At 50.0% G+C, this 16,092-nt stretch carries 12 protein-coding genes; 3 read left to right on the top strand and 9 right to left on the bottom strand.

Annotated elements, in window-relative coordinates; genetic code table 11:
• Positions 1-5 precede the first annotated feature (5 nt).
• The 5 genes from D4L85_RS25430 to D4L85_RS25410 all read right to left on the bottom strand — a co-directional run bounded on the left by D4L85_RS25430 (position 6) and on the right by D4L85_RS25410 (position 7,029).
• Entirely contained in the window at positions 6-2,588 is a 2,583-nt protein-coding gene (locus D4L85_RS25430; RefSeq protein WP_119756945.1) for a polynucleotide kinase-phosphatase, read from the bottom strand.
• Positions 2,581-3,111, bottom strand: a complete 531-nt coding sequence (locus tag D4L85_RS25425; protein ID WP_119756944.1) for a 3'-5' exonuclease — start codon at positions 3,109-3,111, stop codon at positions 2,581-2,583. The genes D4L85_RS25430 and D4L85_RS25425 overlap by 8 nt, the downstream gene beginning before the upstream one ends.
• Positions 3,112-3,123: 12 nt before the next feature.
• Positions 3,124-4,521: a 3' terminal RNA ribose 2'-O-methyltransferase Hen1 gene (locus D4L85_RS25420; protein WP_119756943.1), complete on the bottom strand. Its 1,398-nt coding sequence runs from the start codon at positions 4,519-4,521 to the stop codon at positions 3,124-3,126.
• A 262-nt stretch (positions 4,522-4,783) separates the two neighbouring features.
• Entirely contained in the window at positions 4,784-6,013 is a 1,230-nt protein-coding gene (locus D4L85_RS25415; protein ID WP_119756942.1) for a DUF2264 domain-containing protein, read from the bottom strand.
• Between the two features lie 227 nt (positions 6,014-6,240).
• Complete coding sequence (locus tag D4L85_RS25410; protein ID WP_119756941.1) at positions 6,241-7,029, bottom strand: alpha/beta fold hydrolase; 789 nt, start codon at positions 7,027-7,029, stop codon at positions 6,241-6,243.
• 155 nt (positions 7,030-7,184) lie between these two features.
• Here D4L85_RS25410 and D4L85_RS25405 point away from each other — a divergent pair, with 155 nt between their 5' ends.
• Entirely contained in the window at positions 7,185-8,333 is a 1,149-nt protein-coding gene (locus D4L85_RS25405; protein ID WP_119756940.1) for a YncE family protein, read from the top strand.
• A gap of 7 nt (positions 8,334-8,340) precedes the next feature.
• Here the strand turns inward: D4L85_RS25405 and D4L85_RS25400 are convergent, their stop codons facing one another.
• Complete coding sequence (locus D4L85_RS25400; RefSeq protein WP_228450627.1) at positions 8,341-9,195, bottom strand: alpha/beta hydrolase; 855 nt, start codon at positions 9,193-9,195, stop codon at positions 8,341-8,343.
• A 422-nt stretch (positions 9,196-9,617) separates the two neighbouring features.
• On the opposite strand from D4L85_RS25400, the gene D4L85_RS25395 reads away from it, so the two are divergent.
• Both D4L85_RS25395 and D4L85_RS25390 read left to right on the top strand, forming a co-directional pair.
• Positions 9,618-9,938: a PadR family transcriptional regulator gene (locus D4L85_RS25395; protein WP_119756938.1), complete on the top strand. Its 321-nt coding sequence runs from the start codon at positions 9,618-9,620 to the stop codon at positions 9,936-9,938.
• A 15-nt stretch (positions 9,939-9,953) separates the two neighbouring features.
• Positions 9,954-12,593: an ABC transporter permease gene (locus D4L85_RS25390; RefSeq protein WP_119756937.1), complete on the top strand. Its 2,640-nt coding sequence runs from the start codon at positions 9,954-9,956 to the stop codon at positions 12,591-12,593.
• Positions 12,594-12,652: 59 nt separating this feature from the next.
• On the opposite strand, the gene D4L85_RS25385 is transcribed toward D4L85_RS25390, so the two are convergent.
• The 3 genes from D4L85_RS25385 to D4L85_RS25375 are packed head-to-tail and all read right to left on the bottom strand — an operon-like array spanning position 12,653 to position 16,029.
• The gene (locus D4L85_RS25385; RefSeq protein WP_119756936.1) at positions 12,653-13,222 is read right to left on the bottom strand and encodes a hypothetical protein; all 570 of its coding nucleotides are present in this window, start codon (positions 13,220-13,222) and stop codon (positions 12,653-12,655) included.
• 6 nt (positions 13,223-13,228) lie between these two features.
• Positions 13,229-13,954: a hypothetical protein gene (locus D4L85_RS25380; RefSeq protein WP_160143993.1), complete on the bottom strand. Its 726-nt coding sequence runs from the start codon at positions 13,952-13,954 to the stop codon at positions 13,229-13,231.
• Positions 13,951-16,029 (bottom strand): M48 family metallopeptidase, encoded by a 2,079-nt coding sequence (locus D4L85_RS25375; protein WP_119756934.1) that lies wholly within the window; start codon positions 16,027-16,029, stop codon positions 13,951-13,953. Before D4L85_RS25375 ends, D4L85_RS25380 begins: the two co-directional genes overlap by 4 nt.
• Positions 16,030-16,092: the final 63 nt, after the last annotated feature.

The raw sequence follows: 16,092 nt of genomic DNA, 5'->3' as shown, positions 1-16,092 counted from the left end.
AAATTCTATAATCTCGGGTCAATTTCCTCACTTTCCAAAGCCAGCACGCCGAATACACATTCATGTACTTTTCGTAATGGTTCTCTTCTTACAAACCTTTCTAATGATTCTACACCTAAAGCAAATTCCCTTAAGGCAAGGGACCTTTTACCAGAGAGTCCCCTGCTCTTGAACCGGATCATATTTTCAGAAGCCGAATACTCCGGTCCATAGATGATGCGAAGGTATTCTTTGCCCCTGCACTTGATGGCCGGTTGAACAAGCCCTTTCTTGCCGCTCGCAATAAAGTCATAGGGTTTTACCACCATACCCTCTCCTCCTTTTTCAGTCAGGTCAGTCCACCAGTTCACTACTTCATGAACGTCAGCTTCATTGTTAACGTCAATGATCTTATGCGGTGTCGCCAAAAGTAGTTGAGAATCCTGTTCGCAAATCAAGCCGATTTCGCGCATGTGCCAGGCATGGTCTTTATCAACATGTACGGCGCCCTCCGTCGCCAGCAGGTGAAATGGGGCCAGCTTGTAATCATCCACTCCATTTACCGGCCAGCAATAGTTTCTGTAGGCGTTCGTGTAGTCGGCAATCATCTCTTTTTTAGTCGAGTACTTTTGCAACAGTTCCGTAACACCTTCAACATTTCTATTCGCGGTCTGGTTTAAGACATCAGCAACGTTACATAACGCAGCAGAAGCAGCCGCGCCCACCGAAGCATATTGATCCTTCAACAGGGCCTGTGCTTTGGCAGACCAGGGCATCAATTCTGCATCCAAACAAACCCAATCGGTTTGGAATCTTTCCCAGACGTCTGCCTTTGTCAACGCTTTGTTGATCCGATCCATAAATTGAATCTCCAGTTCCGGGTCGGTAAAGAAATTTCTCCCCGTTCGGGTGTAGCAGACTCCGATACCTTCATGCTCAATCCCAAACCTGCTGCGAACCGATTCCGCATCCTTACAAATGACCAGGATCGCCCGTGAGCCCATGTGCTTTTCTTCGCACACGACCTTTTCTACCCCCTGGCTTTTGAAATACTTGAAGGCTTCCATCGGATGCTCGAGGTAACCGTCCAATTCACTTGTCTCGGAAGGCGACATGGTTGGAGGCAGGTAGATCAACCACTTTGGATTTAGCGCAAAGCGGCTCATCACTTCCAATGCTGCAATGGAGTTCTCCTCGCGCACGGTAACATTGTTTCTCAGCCGTGTACTGATGATCCGTTTGCCAGTGACATCGTCGATATCCAATACATCGTCGTGTTCGTGCTGCTGGTTGAGTGGTTCATTCGCTTTCCAGTTGAGCGGTCGGGCCGGCTCCATGTATACTTGTTTTGCATCAACAGAAACAAGTTCTTCTTCAGGATACCGTAAGGCTGTTAGCTTGCCACCGAATACGCAACCCGTGTCGATATCGATCGTTCGGTTCAACCACTGTGCTACCGGCACGGGTGTATGACCATAGACAACCATTGCCTTTCCCCTGTATTCTGATGCCCAATTGAAACGGACCGGCAACCCGAACTCATCGGTTTCGCCAGTCGTTTCACCAAACATGCAAAACGATCGCACGGCTCCGCTTCCCCTGCCGTGCATTTCTTCTTTCAAGCCCGCATGGGCAACAACCAGTCGGCCGCCATCAAATACGTAGTGGCTCACCAGTCCATAAAGAAAGTCTTTCACTTGATTCAAGAAGTGATCGCTTTCGCCTTTCAATTGCTCAACGGTTAAAGCGAGACCGTGTTTCAGCTGAACATCGTTCCCGTTCAGGTACCTCTGCAACTTCATGTCGTGGTTCCCGGGAACACAATAAGCGGCGCCGGAGTTTACCATACTCATCACGAGCTTGAGTACGGAGGGAGAATCAGGTCCCCTGTCAACCAGGTCACCCAGGAAAATGACCTTCCTGTCTTCTGGTGTCTCAACTTTGAAGCCAAAATTTCCCTGGCTTTCATCGGCAGGGTTTATCACATATCCAAGGTTGGTCAGAAGTTCTGTCAATTCCGTGAAGCAACCATGAATGTCACCAATAATATCAAAGGGCCCTTTGATGTCTTTCTTATCGTTATAGAGCTTATCTCGGTTTATGGTAGCGACCGCATCAATTTTTGCTACAGAATCAAGCACAAAGATGTGTCGAAAACCCTCACCCTTGAGTTTTTTGATGGATCGTCTGAGTTGAACGCGCTGTTGTCGCGTGACGTGGCTCCCGAAGTTTCTGTCAGGCCTGTTTTTATTTCGCTCATCGCATACTTTCTCCGGAACATCCAGGACTATAGCCACCGGGAGGCAGTGATAGTCCTTCGCCAATTGAACCAACGGCTTCCTTGCCTCGGCCTGAACGTTGGTTGCATCCACCACGGTGAGCAAACCGTTCTTGAGTCGTTTCGCAGCGATGTAGTGCAGTAGTTCGAAGGCGTCATCGGTGGCTTCTTGGTTATTTTCATCGTCCGACACGATGCCTCTGCATTTATCGGATGAAAGGATCTCCGTTTCCCGGAAATGCTTTTTAGCAAAAGAAGATTTGCCTGAACCGGAAATTCCAATCAGTACAACGAGAGAGAGTTCTGGTATTTTCAGTTCGGTATTAACCATTTGATGGTATTTTCAATCCCAATTTTTTCATTTCTAATAATGCTTCTGCATTGCCGATGACATCGTTAACCGGGTTGTGGTCGTGGTTGGTTTTTCTGTATTTTTTCTTCCACTCCTGATTTAGCCCGGTGTCCATTTTCATCCCGCAATACAGATCCCCAATTCGCCTTCCACTGAAGCCAAAGGGGTTCCCATTTCCGTAATAATGGAAATAATAGTTTATCCACTGCCAGTCATACGCCAGGTTGTCGGATATAAAAATGGGTCTTCCCTTTACATGTGTCTTCAGCCATTCTGCGAAACGATCCATCACTATTTTCGGATCATCAAAAGCTTCGTGCTCTGCTCTTGTAAAACCGCTTATCGCCAACGCCTCTGCTTCCCACTCCTGGGAGATGGGCTTCACTTTTCCATAAAATGTATTGGTCAATGACGGATCCAGGATGACCGCTCCAAAGCAAACCATTGAATATTTATTCGGAATAGGTCCGTCTGATTCAACATCTACTACTACGTAACTCATAAATTGTATTCTTTAAACTATTAATTGAAAAACTGCCATTTGAGAAGGGGCTCCAACTTTTTCGTCTTCTTCTCCGATTGGCTTGATCACTACCGTGTACCCATTCCTTTCCGCCACGCGATGAGCCCACGATTCAAACTCATTTCTCGTCCATTCAAAACGATGATCCGCGTGTCGCATTTGACCTGCGTCCAGGGTCTCAAAAAGAGCGTTGTACTCTCGGTTTGGTGTGGTGAGAACGACCATCTTGGGTTGCGCAAATTCAAAGACTACCCGTTCAAAGGCCGTCAATCGATTAGGATCGAGGTGTTCGATGACTTCCACGATGGCGGCAGCATCAACCCCCTGAAGTCTTTTGTCGCGATAGGTCAATGCCCCTTGTCTTAATTCAATTCTCTCCTTCTGCTTCGGGGCCATCTCCTGAATGCGGAGACGGTCATTGGCCTTTTCTAATTCCCGATAGGCAACATCGACACCCAGGATCTTTTGAAACTGTTTTTCTTTCAAAAGCATTCTCAAGAGCTTCCCCTCGCCGCATCCCAGGTCAACAACGGTCTTGGCGTCTGAACGGACAAGCTCTTCCAAAACAACCTTCAGTCGTTTATAATGCAGAGTTTCTTTGACTGTATCAATTTGTTCGTCGCCGGATTCGCTATGCTCACCCTGTTCATCGCCTTCCAGTAGCCTATTGAGGGCATTGCGCGTTAATCCACCGATACCTTTTAAATAGCGCGTTGTGATTTGCTCTTTTTCAGGATGATCTTTCAGCCAGCCCTTACCTTTTTCCAGGAGTTTTTCTACTTCATGCTGGCCCACCCAATAGTGCTTTTCATTGTCGAGTGCTGGGATCAGCACATATAAATGCGAAAGCAAATCCTTCAACTTGAAAGTTCCTGTGAGTTTGAGCGTAAAATATCTACTCATTCCCCATGTGGTGAATTTGTTATCCAACAAATGTCTTTCCAGATCTATGCGATAGCCCAGCGGTTCAAAAAGTCTTCTGATCAAAACCTCGCCCCCTTTGGGGGCCGGCAAAACAGAGATCTCTATTTCAAAAGGCATGACCTGATCAACCAGTTCCGGGCGCTTGTTGCAAGTTCCATTCATGGCGGTTGAAAATGCCTTCGATAATGCTACGCTCATAAAGGATGATGCCACGTAGGGCCTGTCATTCACATAGTGTCCCAACGAAAATGAGTCGTCTCCATTCCTGCCCGAATTTCTGACCAGACCGATGGGATCAATATCCAACAACAGGGCGACCGAGCATTTTGCCTCGCTGGCTTCCGGATAAAAAACATGTGCTTTGCCATTCGACAGTTCTATGGCTTGCAGCTTTTCCGGATGTTTGTGGAGCAAGTAGCTGAGGTCCGTAGCGGGATGGTGTGTCGTTGATATTTTTAAAAGCATGATTTAATTATTCTACTCCTGACGTTGTTCTCAAAAACCTTCACCGTTTCTTTTCATGTCCGTCAAAAGTGAGCATTAACTGCGCAGTCTTTTTGCGTAGTTTCGATTTTTTACGGAATATTCAAACACTATCCCAGTAAAAATGTCTTAACCATCTGATAGACAGGATGAACGATAGGTTGGAGAAATTAAACAACGATAGCCCTAAGTAATATCCCGCCCGGAACGCGTCTCCCTTCACGGCAGCGGCCAAGGCAAGCCGTCATATTGCTTTATCAATCCGAAACTCCTTCCCCGCAAAAGCCTTCCGGCTTGTCCAATCCATCGCCTCCCCTTTCCAAAACTCGTCGTCCGGCCCAAGCCCCAAGGGCAGAAACGCCACAGTGCACAAGTAAAGACTTCCCGTAGAAATATAAGTCTCTCCCACTCCGGGCTGATGTCCTGCGAAACCAATCGTCAGCCATCCCTGGTCATCAAAGGTCTGGGGAGCCAGCAAGGTTCGTTTGATCACCGCCGTTAAAGCACTCCGCACTTGTGCTGGTTTCAAGCTTTCCGGAAGCTGTTTTTGCAAGGCCATCTGGGCCAGCAGTTGGAAGGCGCCGCAGCGATAAGCGATGGATCTTCCCACCGGCGGAAAGGTTCCTTCTGGCGAGATCAATCGCTCCTGGATCTCCGCATAACGCTTGGACCGTTTTATAAACAACGCCGACAGGTCCGTCATCTTCCCCGTCGCTTCCACCACGGTCTTGGTAATGTCCAGCAACATCGGATGAATGACGTAGCTGTTGTAATAATCAAAATGCAAATCCGGGCCGTCGCCATATACACCATCGCCTTTGTACCACAGTTGGTGTTGCTCGACGCCGTACTCGATCTTACTCATTTCACACTCGCCCGAAAATTTAAGCAACGCAGCTTCCACGATGGCGGCAAATAATAACCAGTTGCTATTGAACGGTTTGATCACCCGGGTAGAGCGAAGGGCGGTGAAGACATGATCTCGTGTTGTCGCATCCAGGTTACCCCAAAGTGCTTTCGGCGCACGAAGCAAGCCATGCGCCAGGAAGGCCGCATCGACAAGCGGCTGCGCGCCCTCCGTAAAATTCATATAGTCTGCAGCGGTAGGCGTTACCGCATTTTTGATGGCAGCAATAGAAAGCGCAACATACTTCTTTCTCAATTCCACCTCGGCACCACTCCCCTCCGAAAGCTCCAACCAAGGCGCTATACCCGCGATCGTCCGCCCCAAAGCTTCAAGATAGGTCACTTTCTTTCGATCGGCCACAGCACTGGGTTGAGCTTCCACCGGCATACGAAGTTTCAACTGATTCTCGCTAACCGCAGTAAGAACCGGCGCAGCAACCCGCACCAACGTCTCCAACCAAAGCTCCCGATCATTTTTATTTTTTTCACCAGGTGCGATCCCCTTCAAGTCAGCAAATCCCGCACCCGTCAAAAATGAAACCTGCCTCAAAAAATTTCTCCTGATCATCGCATTCATAAATTAGTTAAACCCTGGCCAAGGATACCACAACCCTCAACCCTCCCAAAATAACTAATTTAACACAGCAAACACCCAAGCCCGCAAACAACAGACCGAAGAAAGCAAAAAATAGAAATGACTACAGGCCACTGAATACCGATTCCTAACTACTGGCTCCTGGCTCCTAATTTCCCAAAGCCACACAACTCCCAGCCTCGCAGTCCCACGATCAAAGCTCAACCCTTTAAAAATTCCACCACCACCGGAGCCAAAACTTTCGCCGCCACATTATGCGTCTGCCCCGCCAGCATTCGCCGCTGGGCATTCGGCATAGCCTTGGAAACAGCTTCCACAGCGACGCGAAGCAGTTCCGGGCTTTTCTCCCCACCACTCACCAGCGTCGGCGTTTGAATGGACGATAGAAGCTCCGCAGGAAAACCAAAGTCTCCCATCACGGCAGAGTCGTAAGGAAGCGAGGGCGCGATCGCTTTCATTTTTGACCACATGGGCAACAAACGCATCACGTAAAAAAAAATCGAGGGCATGCCGATGATACTGACCAGGTAATATTTCACGGCCTCGCCTCTTTGGTCCGACGCGATCAGTTTTGTGAGACGCGCGGTGTGATCGGCCGGTGGCTGATGCCCGGTTGTTCTATCCACCACAAAGGGTGGCTCATAGAGCACCAGCTTTTTTATGTTGAGACCGGCGGCAGCGGCACGAAGCGCGAGCACAGCCCCGGACGATATGCCCAGCACGAATGCCGATCCACCTGCGGCGTTGATCAGCGCTTCCAGGTCTTCGATCTCTCGCTGCACAGCATAGGGCGGCGTGTCACCGCTATCACCCCTGCCTCTTCGGTCGTAGGCGATCGCGGTGAAATGGGGTGCCAGCAGCGGGGCGAGTTTGGGCATGGGGCCGAAGGTCCGGCTGCAGAAGGCACCATCCACCAGGATGACGGGTGGTCCCGATCCGGTTTGATCATAGGCGATAGCGGTACCATCCTTTGAGATGACTTTTTTCATGGCGTGGTTTCTTTATACAAACCTACCTTACCGTCTTCGAATACGAGGGGTGCGAATGCGGCAATAAAAGGGGTTGATTGCGATCGCCGGTTTAGAAAAATCCCGTTCATCAAAAACCGGGAGGCCATGCGGGGTTAGTGCATAACTTTAGTATCATGAATTCGAAATACAGAACCTCCCTCTCCGTGGTCCTCCTCGGAATAATTTTCGTGGTGGCGGCATCGTGGTCACCGGTGACTCAAAGGACCACGCTACCGTCCAAGGCTTCTGCCAAAGCAAGTCAATACTTGTACGTCGCCGTCCCCGGCATCCGGGACTATCTCGAATATGGAGGACATGGCATTCTGGTCTATGACAAAGGCGATAACTACCGGCTCGTGAAACGCATTCCCACCGGTGGGCTCAAAGCAGATGGAACGCCCTCCAATGTCAAAGGTGTTGCCGTAAGTCTTGCGACCAACAGCATTTACATCACTACCCTCGAGGCCCTGCAACGCATTGACCTCGCCACGGAGAACGTGGTGTGGGAGAAAAAATATGAAGGCGGCTGCGATCGCCTTGCCATCTCCCCCGACGGAAAGATCATTTATCTCCCCACCCTGGAAAAGGAGCATTGGAATGTGGTGGATGCAGAAACGGGAGATGTGATCAAGCAGATCACAACAAACTCAGGCGCCCATAACACGCTGTATGGCCCCGACGGTACCAAGGTCTATCTGGCAGGTCTGCGCACACCGACACTCGGCGTAGCCGATACCCGCACGCACGCCATGATCAAGCAAGTGGGTCCCTTTGCCAATAGCGTCCGCCCGTTCACCATCAACGGTTCACAAACCCGCTGCTACGTCAACGTCAACGAATTGCTCGGCTTTGAGATCGGTGACATGACCACCGGAAGTAAACTTTATCACGTCGAGGTACAGGGTTTTCAAAAAGGTCCCGTAAAACGCCACGGCTGCCCCAGCCATGGTATCGGACTGACACCCGATGAAAAAGAAGTATGGCTCTGCGACGCCTTCAACCAGCGACTGCACATCTTCGATAATACCGTCATGCCGCCCAAACAGGTAGCCAGTCTCGAAGTGAGGGATCAGCCCGGCTGGATCACCTTCAGCCTGGACGGCAAACACGCCTACCCTTCCACCGGCGAGATCATCGACGTGAAGACGCGAAAGACGCTGACAACATTGAAAGATGAAAAAGGCAATCCCGTGATGAGTGAAAAGGTGGTGGAAATACACTTTGATGGCAAAAAAGCTGTAGAGACAGGCAATCAGTTTGGGGTCGGGAGAGTTCTAAGATAAATACCCGTCACGGTTTGGCTTTCATCAGCCCTTCCGTTGTCAACCACCTCCCAAACTGGTCAATCCATCCATAGGTCGTGTTGGCGGCATTGCCCACCCCGAACCCGTGACCACCTTTGCCAAAGAGGTGTATCTCGACCGGGCGCTTCGCGGCATACCATTTATTGTAAAGGCTTACGGCATGTGGGGCAAATCCAAAGTCATCATCTGTAGCACATACCAGGAATAACGGTGGCGCATCCGGCTGTAGCGGTGACTGTCGTGACTCGGCCATGTCGGCATAGACAGGAGCCACAAAATCAGGGCGATTGTCCGGAGTGTATTTAAAGGCCGTTGAAGCGGCTACCATCCCCCCTGCCGAAAATCCCATGATGCCGATGCGGTCGGAGGCCAGTTTGTATTCTGTGGCGTGTTTCCTCACATAGGCGATCGCTTCTCTTCCATCGGCGATGGCCAAGGGGATGATCGGCTCCGCCTCAGCATCCCACGCTTTGGGGTCCTCGGCCGCGAGCATGTCATCAAAGGGGTTGTCGCTAAAAATGTGAACGGTTCTGTACTTCAAAATAAAAACTGTGATCCCCATTTTCGTCAACGCCTTCGCTACGGTATGGCCTTCATGGTTGATGGCCAGAAAATGAAATCCCCCGCCGGGGCAAACGATCATTGACGTCCCATTGGCAACGGCCGGATCCGGCAAAAGAACCGTCAGCGTGGGATGGACTACATTGTAAACGGTCATCACCTTCAGGCTATTCTTGTCATTGATCCCTTCCTTCCAAGTCCAACTTTCAGAGCCCGGTGCCGACCCTTTGTATAGCTGGATTTCCTTTTGCTGGGCATTCGCCATTGCCGATAATAACATAAGGCAAAATATATATTTTTTCATTCGTTTGGTCTGTGAGTCAAATGTAAGGGCCGCGTTCTATAATCAAGCACGACGCACCGCAAACCTACATCTTTAAAGATTCTAACGCCGGGGCTGACTGCGTCAATCATCAGGCGGTTTACGACTTCCGACATCTCTTTGTGTTAACTTTGCTGCTTGCCCGCCGACTTGCCCGTCGTAGCTTTAGCGAAGGAGGGCCTTTAGCGTCTTTGCGGTTCAACATTTCTTTTTCGAAGTCACTCAAGGCCAAGCCTCATATCCCCTAACCGCACAACTTTGTCCTATACCGGACGATCGCTAACTTAAGTTGTCAAACATCAGGTCTCCCCTGCCTAAAAAATGGACCGGGCCTTTGGCAGGGTATTTGTTCAGCAAAAATAGAAATAATACCCTCCATAATGAAGCGACACTACCTGGGAGAGTTCGAAGAATTAGTTTTATTAGTGGTCGCCATGATCGACGGCGATGCCTATGGCTTCTCCGTAAACCAGGAAATCACCCACCAAACAAAGCGAACCGTGCGCCTCAATCAGGTCCACGCCTCCCTGCAGCGCCTGGAAGACAAAGGCATGGTCCGTTCAAAAATGAGCGAACCCACCCCGGAACGCGGCGGCCGTCGCCGACGGATCTTCACGATCACCGCATATGGTCGCCAAACGCTGCGAGAGATCAAATCCACCCGCAATCAGTTGTGGGAACTCATCCCGGGCAAAATTTAAAAACAACCCTGATCCATGAATACTAATAATTCCCCGAAACCGCATCCACCCCGTTGGGCTGAAAAATTTGTAAAATGGTACTGCGCCCCACATTTAGCCGACGAAATCCTGGGAGACATGCAGGAGGAGTTCGATCACAACGTCAAGTTTTTTGGAGAACGAAGGGCACGTCGCGAATATGTTCGGAATGTCATTGGATTTTTTAAGCCCTTTGCCATCAAGCGCAAAACGGAAACACAGGGATGGCCCACCGGGGGAAGTCAAATGCGAAGCCATTATTTCACGGTCGCCTTTCGCAACCTGTCCAGACAGAAGACATTTTCCATCATCAATATTGCCGGACTCAGCCTGGGTCTTGCGTGTTGCATGCTCATCGCTTTGTACACAAAGGATGAGACCAGCTATGACAAGTTCCACCAGCGGATCGACCAGATTTATCAACTCACCTGCACGCGAATCGAGAAAAATAAAAAAGATGAAAAATTCGCGAGCGCCGCAATGGTCCAGGGGCCTGCATTCAAACAGGAGATCTCCGAGATCGAAGATTTTGTCCGCGTGAAGCCAGCACAAGTAACCATCATGAACGGCACAGAAATTCTTACTGAAAACGTTCAGTGGGTGGATGAGAAATTCTTTACAATTTTTTCTTTCCGGCTTATATCGGGTAACCCGGAGAAAGTCCTCTCCGATATTCATTCCCTGGTGCTGACCGAAACCGCCGCATTAAAATATTTCGGAACAACCGACGCCATCGGGCAAAGGTTGTCGATACAAATCGATGGTCGTTTCGAGCCTTTCCAGGTTTCGGGAATATCCAAAGACCCACCGCAGAACTCCACCCTCAAGTTCACCATGCTGCTGCCCTTCAACTATCTCGCGGAGATCCATCCCGACAAGGGCTGGCATTGGGTTTCGTTCCCCACCTACTTTGTTCTCGGCCCGCAGGCTGACCCGGTTGCGGTCATCGCAAAAATGCGTGCTGTTTATCAGACCCAGGCAAAAATGGAGATCGATGAAATGAAACGCCAGGGGTATGACAACAAAACGCTCTGGGGACTTCAGCCTTTCGCACACATGCACCTCAACACCGAATACCAGGGAACGCCGGAGAGCAGCGATCCGATCTACAGTTATATTTTGTCGGGCATAGCCGTATTTATTTTACTGATCGCCTGTATCAATTTCATCAACCTGGCCATCGCCCAATCACTGCGGCGCAGTCGTGAGATTGGGATACGCAAAGTCATCGGTGGGCTTCGCGTTCAGTTGATCCGGCAATTTCTGAGCGAATCATTTGCGCTGTGCTTTATTGCTTTCGTTATTGCGCTCGCCATCGCGCTCCTGGTGTTGCCGGTTTTTAATGAATTGTCGAATAAACAATTAAGCCTGACCTATCTTTTGGATTTGAATCTTGTGACGGGCGGCATCGGGCTGTATGTTATTATCGGGTTGGCTACGGGGTTCTATCCTGCTTTGGTTTTATCCGGGTTCAATCCAGCAAAAGCATTGTACAACCGCGTGCAGTATTCCGGCAAAAACTACCTATCGAAGAGCCTGGTGGTGATCCAGTTTGCGCTGGCAACTTTTCTGATCATCGCCACCTTTTTCCTGTACGCGCAATTCGATTTCCTGACGCAGAAAGATCTGGGCTACAACGATAAGAATCTCGTTGAAGTAACGATCAACCGCGCCATCATGGACAAAGCCCTGACGCGCACGTTGAAGAATGAATTCTCACGCTTGCCCGGCGTGGAGTTGATTGCCCCCCGGAATGTCGGGCACTTTGGAGGGTTAACAAAAGCGAATGAAAATGAAATCACTGCCACATATACGCACGTGGATGAAGATTTTATTCCAACACTGCGTGTAGCGCTGGCAGAAGGACGCAATTTCTCAAAAGCATTTCCGGGCGACTCCATCTATTCTGTACTTGTCAATCAGACCTTTGTAAACGAAGCGGGCTGGACCAATGCTATCGGCAAAACTATCGACTACATGAGCCTTCCGGATTGGGGAGATAAGAAGATGACTGTTGTCGGTGTGGTAAAGGATTTTCACAGTGAATCGCTAAAAGAAAGGATCAAACCGGAGATTCTCACCTATGAACCCAAACTACCGCTGGGAAAGTTTCTCGTCCGTATAGCCCCGGATCACGTTCCCGAAACCCTCCATGCGATGGAAGGTCTGTTCCTAAAAATGTTTCCTCACGACGCCTTCCAATACGCATTCAAAGATGACTTGAACCGGAACTACTACCAGGCTGAAAACAAGTGGAAACAGATCATCACCATAGCCGCCTGCCTTGCCATTTTTATTTCCTGTATCGGATTGTTCGGACTCACAGCATTAAACACAGAAAGCCGAACAAAAGAAATCGGCATCCGGAAAGTGTTGGGCGCTTCCGTGACGCAGATCATTGGCACAATTTCCGGCGGCATCATCAAACTAGTGCTCATTGGCTTAGTTATCGCCACTCCCTTGGTCTGGTACGCTGTTGATAGCTGGCTCAGGAATTTTGCATACCGGGTAGAGCTAACCCCGGTGACTTTTCTTTCCGCGGGACTGTTTGTAACAGGAATCGCCCTTATCACGGTGAGCCTGCAGGCCATGAAAGCAGCGTTGGCAAACCCTACGAAATCACTAAAGAGCGAATAATCAGAAACAGACAAAATGGAAGGTGATGCTGCCAGGCGCTTTTCTGCCGCCGGCCCTGCTTAGTTCACACAGCGGATCTTTGCGGAAACCACCGTGTCATCGCTCCAGAAGTTCATGAGCGTTACCCCACAAATCTCAACGTAAGGCTTGCCGTCAAGATAGTTCAGGTATAATTCTCCTTGCACGCTATCCCCTGTGGCAAGGGACGATTCGTAGATGATGCAGGCTTCCCCAACCGCTATATACGGCCAAGTTCTGAGTCTGTAGACCTTGCTTACTTTGGGGAGTTTGTCGTAGAGCTGTATGTTGATGGTCTGGTTATTCTCCGCTAAAGTAATGGTGATCTCGAAGAAATCGGACTGTTCCGTAATGTAGTTCGCCTTTGTCAGTGCATAATCGACACCATTGATCGTGATATGGTTTTCTTTCAACTGGGCTTCACAAGGCACCACAAGCGGTGCAATGACCTCGCATTTGTCGCAAACGCCGCCACAGTCGACGCCCTCTTCATTTTGGTTCTTGATCCTGTCCATGCACGTGCCCACCACCAGGGGATTGTTCTGGTCCGTTTCATAACAGGAGCATAAAAGCTGTGCTGCACAAAAGAAATAAAGTATAAATCTTTTCATGGCGTTTTAAAAAGGTGTGTAGCCCAGGGCTACGTTGATGTTGAAGAGATAATGCAGGAACAGATTTTCGTGCACCTGGTAGCCGGCATATTCCTGCACGGTTTGTTCGTTGCCTGACTCGACAAACCAGTTCATCGGCACAGCACAGTATCCAAGTTCAACACCGGTTTTCAGGATCAGGCCCTTGGCCAGCATGGTCTGGCGCCCTCCGGAAAAGCTGATCACGGGATAGACAAAGTCGTTTTTAAATTGCTTCACCGTCGACTTCTTGGTGTCGTAGGTATTGGTTTGCGTGACGTAAAGCGATATGGTCCGATAATACCCGATCGGCGCGAGGGACGATGATCGTTTGAAGTCGTAGAATTTAAAATGGATGCCCGCGGTTTGTCCCCTCAACACGTCGTAGTCCTTGAACCTGGGGCCATCCTCGACCTTCTCATATTCCCGGTCGGTGCCGATCTGGATCCGTCCGTACGAAAAGCCCAGGCTAAAGTCGCGCCCGAGCAAATACTCGAGACTCACTTGTGGCCGGAAGTTGAAAGCAAAGCGACTCACTTTTTTCGCGCCGATATCCCAGATGGCGGCGTTGTTCGCGTTGGACACCAAAAACGCAGGCGTTGGATTAGCCTCTAAAAAAATGGTGAAGCGCCGGCCCATATACCCCGGCACCTGGGCCTTCGCCACGCCGAAAAACAATAGCAGCAACAAGGCTGTCGTACAACAATTTCTCATTTCTGTTTCTTAAGTTTCAATAACGTGTAATAGATATTCGATTGCAGCAATGCCTTGTTGTCGCGAAGGGCCATCGGTCGCATATCCAGCAATTCCATCTCTTGTGTGCGGACGTTGAATACGAGCGCAAAGTATAGGGTCTCTGATTTTGGCACAAAGACGTGGATGGCGGCAAACGGAGCAAACGAGGGCACCAAAACACCGGCAGCCACATAGAGTGCTTTCATATGATGGGTGCGCTGCACGGTGAGACCCCCCATCCACATAAAGTGTTCGGTTTTGTGCTTTTCCGTGAGCTGCAACATTTCGTTGTAGATCGGACTGACCGATCCATCCGAACGCATGCGTTCGTCGAGCCAATCGTTGAGAATGGTGTTGCTTTGCATTTGCGCTACCTGCCCCGAGGTCATGGTGTTCGGGTTAATGATGTCGGTGGCCAGGTCGAGCTTGCCGGCAGCTGCGTTGATCTTTTCGTTGATGTTCACCAGCACCTCTTCCGACTCCACGTGCCGCACCTTTTGCCGCTTGCGGGTGTCCACTTTTCTATAGATCGGGTTCACGACCACGATCTTCTGAACTTTCAATGGCGTTGCCCTGGCGCTCTTTTTCCTTCTCTTCTTTTTTATGACAGGTTCCTTTTCCGGCACGGAGTACTTGTCCAGCAGGTCGAAGAATTTGGTGGGCTCTTTGAAGTCCAGAAAGGCGTATTGCGTGTAAGGATATTTCAGATCCGCCGCGGATGCGGCCGTAGCCGTGCGCAGGAAATTTTTGGCGAGTCCATCGTTTTCCCTGCCAAAGGTTCGCATCAGATCTTTCAGCATCAACGATATCTCGACGTTGGCCGGAGCAGCTTCCTGGCACAAGTAGAGTTGACGCAGCGCCAGCACACTCAATTCGTAAGGCGATTGTTGTTTCAGGAAGGTTGCCACGCGCGAGGTTTCGCCTACCCACTCGGTGGTGTCCAGTTTTAACTTGTCGTCAAGGTGTTTCAGGGCCAAGCCGTAATAGGCTTTGGCTATCGTTTCTCTCAGATAGGAAGAGCGGGCGTTTTCATCTTGCAGGCTCATGGCAAGCGCCAGCGACTCGGCATAGCGGTGCTCCAAAAGAAACTGACGACACAGTTCGTAGCGGGCAATCTTGCGGGCCAGCTGAAATTTCGATTCCGAGACACGGTAGTCATCGCCGCCGCTGCTGTTCTTAAATTTCTTGCGCACAGCTTCGCGCCGTTTTTTTATGTTCGGGTGACTGCTCTCGCTATCGTCATAGTTCTCGTCGACGGCAATAGCTTTCACGTTGGCGAGCGTGACCGAATCGGGGAAGACATAACGTCCCGATTCGAAGCGTTCTTTCTGGAACTTGCCCCAGAACAACGGGAAGTCGGCCAGTTTCAGCACGTCGAAAACCCGGTCGATGGAATCTTTGATATAGTTGCTTTTCAGGTAGATGGAGCCACCGTCGAGGTCGGCTTCGGACTCGAGCTCTTTTGAATACGTGCTTTTGGCGAAACCTTTTTCACTGACCGAGAGCTTTCGATAGTCGCCGTGCCCCCGCTGGATCTCGAGTTTGGTCACATATGCATTGATGACGTGTTTCTTCTGATAGTGCACCACTTCGTGCGACAACACAAAGGCCAATTGCGCCTCATTCTCCAGCCGCGCCAGCAAGCCGAGGTTCACAAAGATCAACCCATTGTTGGTCGTGAACGCATTGACCGACGTGGATTTGACGGCGTACACGCGGATCTTCTTTTTTAGATCAGGATAAGGCTTCAGGATCTCTTGCAACACCTGGTCAAGGTAGAGCGACACCTCGTCGTTGAACAACACGCTGCCGCTGGCCAGGAAGTCGTCGATGCTGAACGTGCTCTCGAGCACGAACTTCTTCTTGATCTTTTTTTGACGCGCGTTCTTTCCGGTCACGGTAGTTACCTCCGTGGCCACTTTGTCGGCAGTGCGCTCTGTAAAATCTTTTGGAACGGGACCTTGGGGCATCAAGGTTTTGTAGGCATCAAAATCTTGTCCCAACACTGGAACACAACCGGCTGCCAACAGGACAGCCGCAAACACAAATCTCATACGGTACAGGTATAGCTAACAGCCGCAAAAGTGTTAAACATAACCGGGATCTCCTACGGATGT

The sequence above is a fragment of the Chryseolinea soli genome, from assembly GCF_003589925.1.
Classification (GTDB): Bacteria; Bacteroidota; Bacteroidia; order Cytophagales; family Cyclobacteriaceae; genus Chryseolinea; species Chryseolinea soli.
This window is presented reverse-complemented; position numbering and strand designations above follow the sequence as displayed.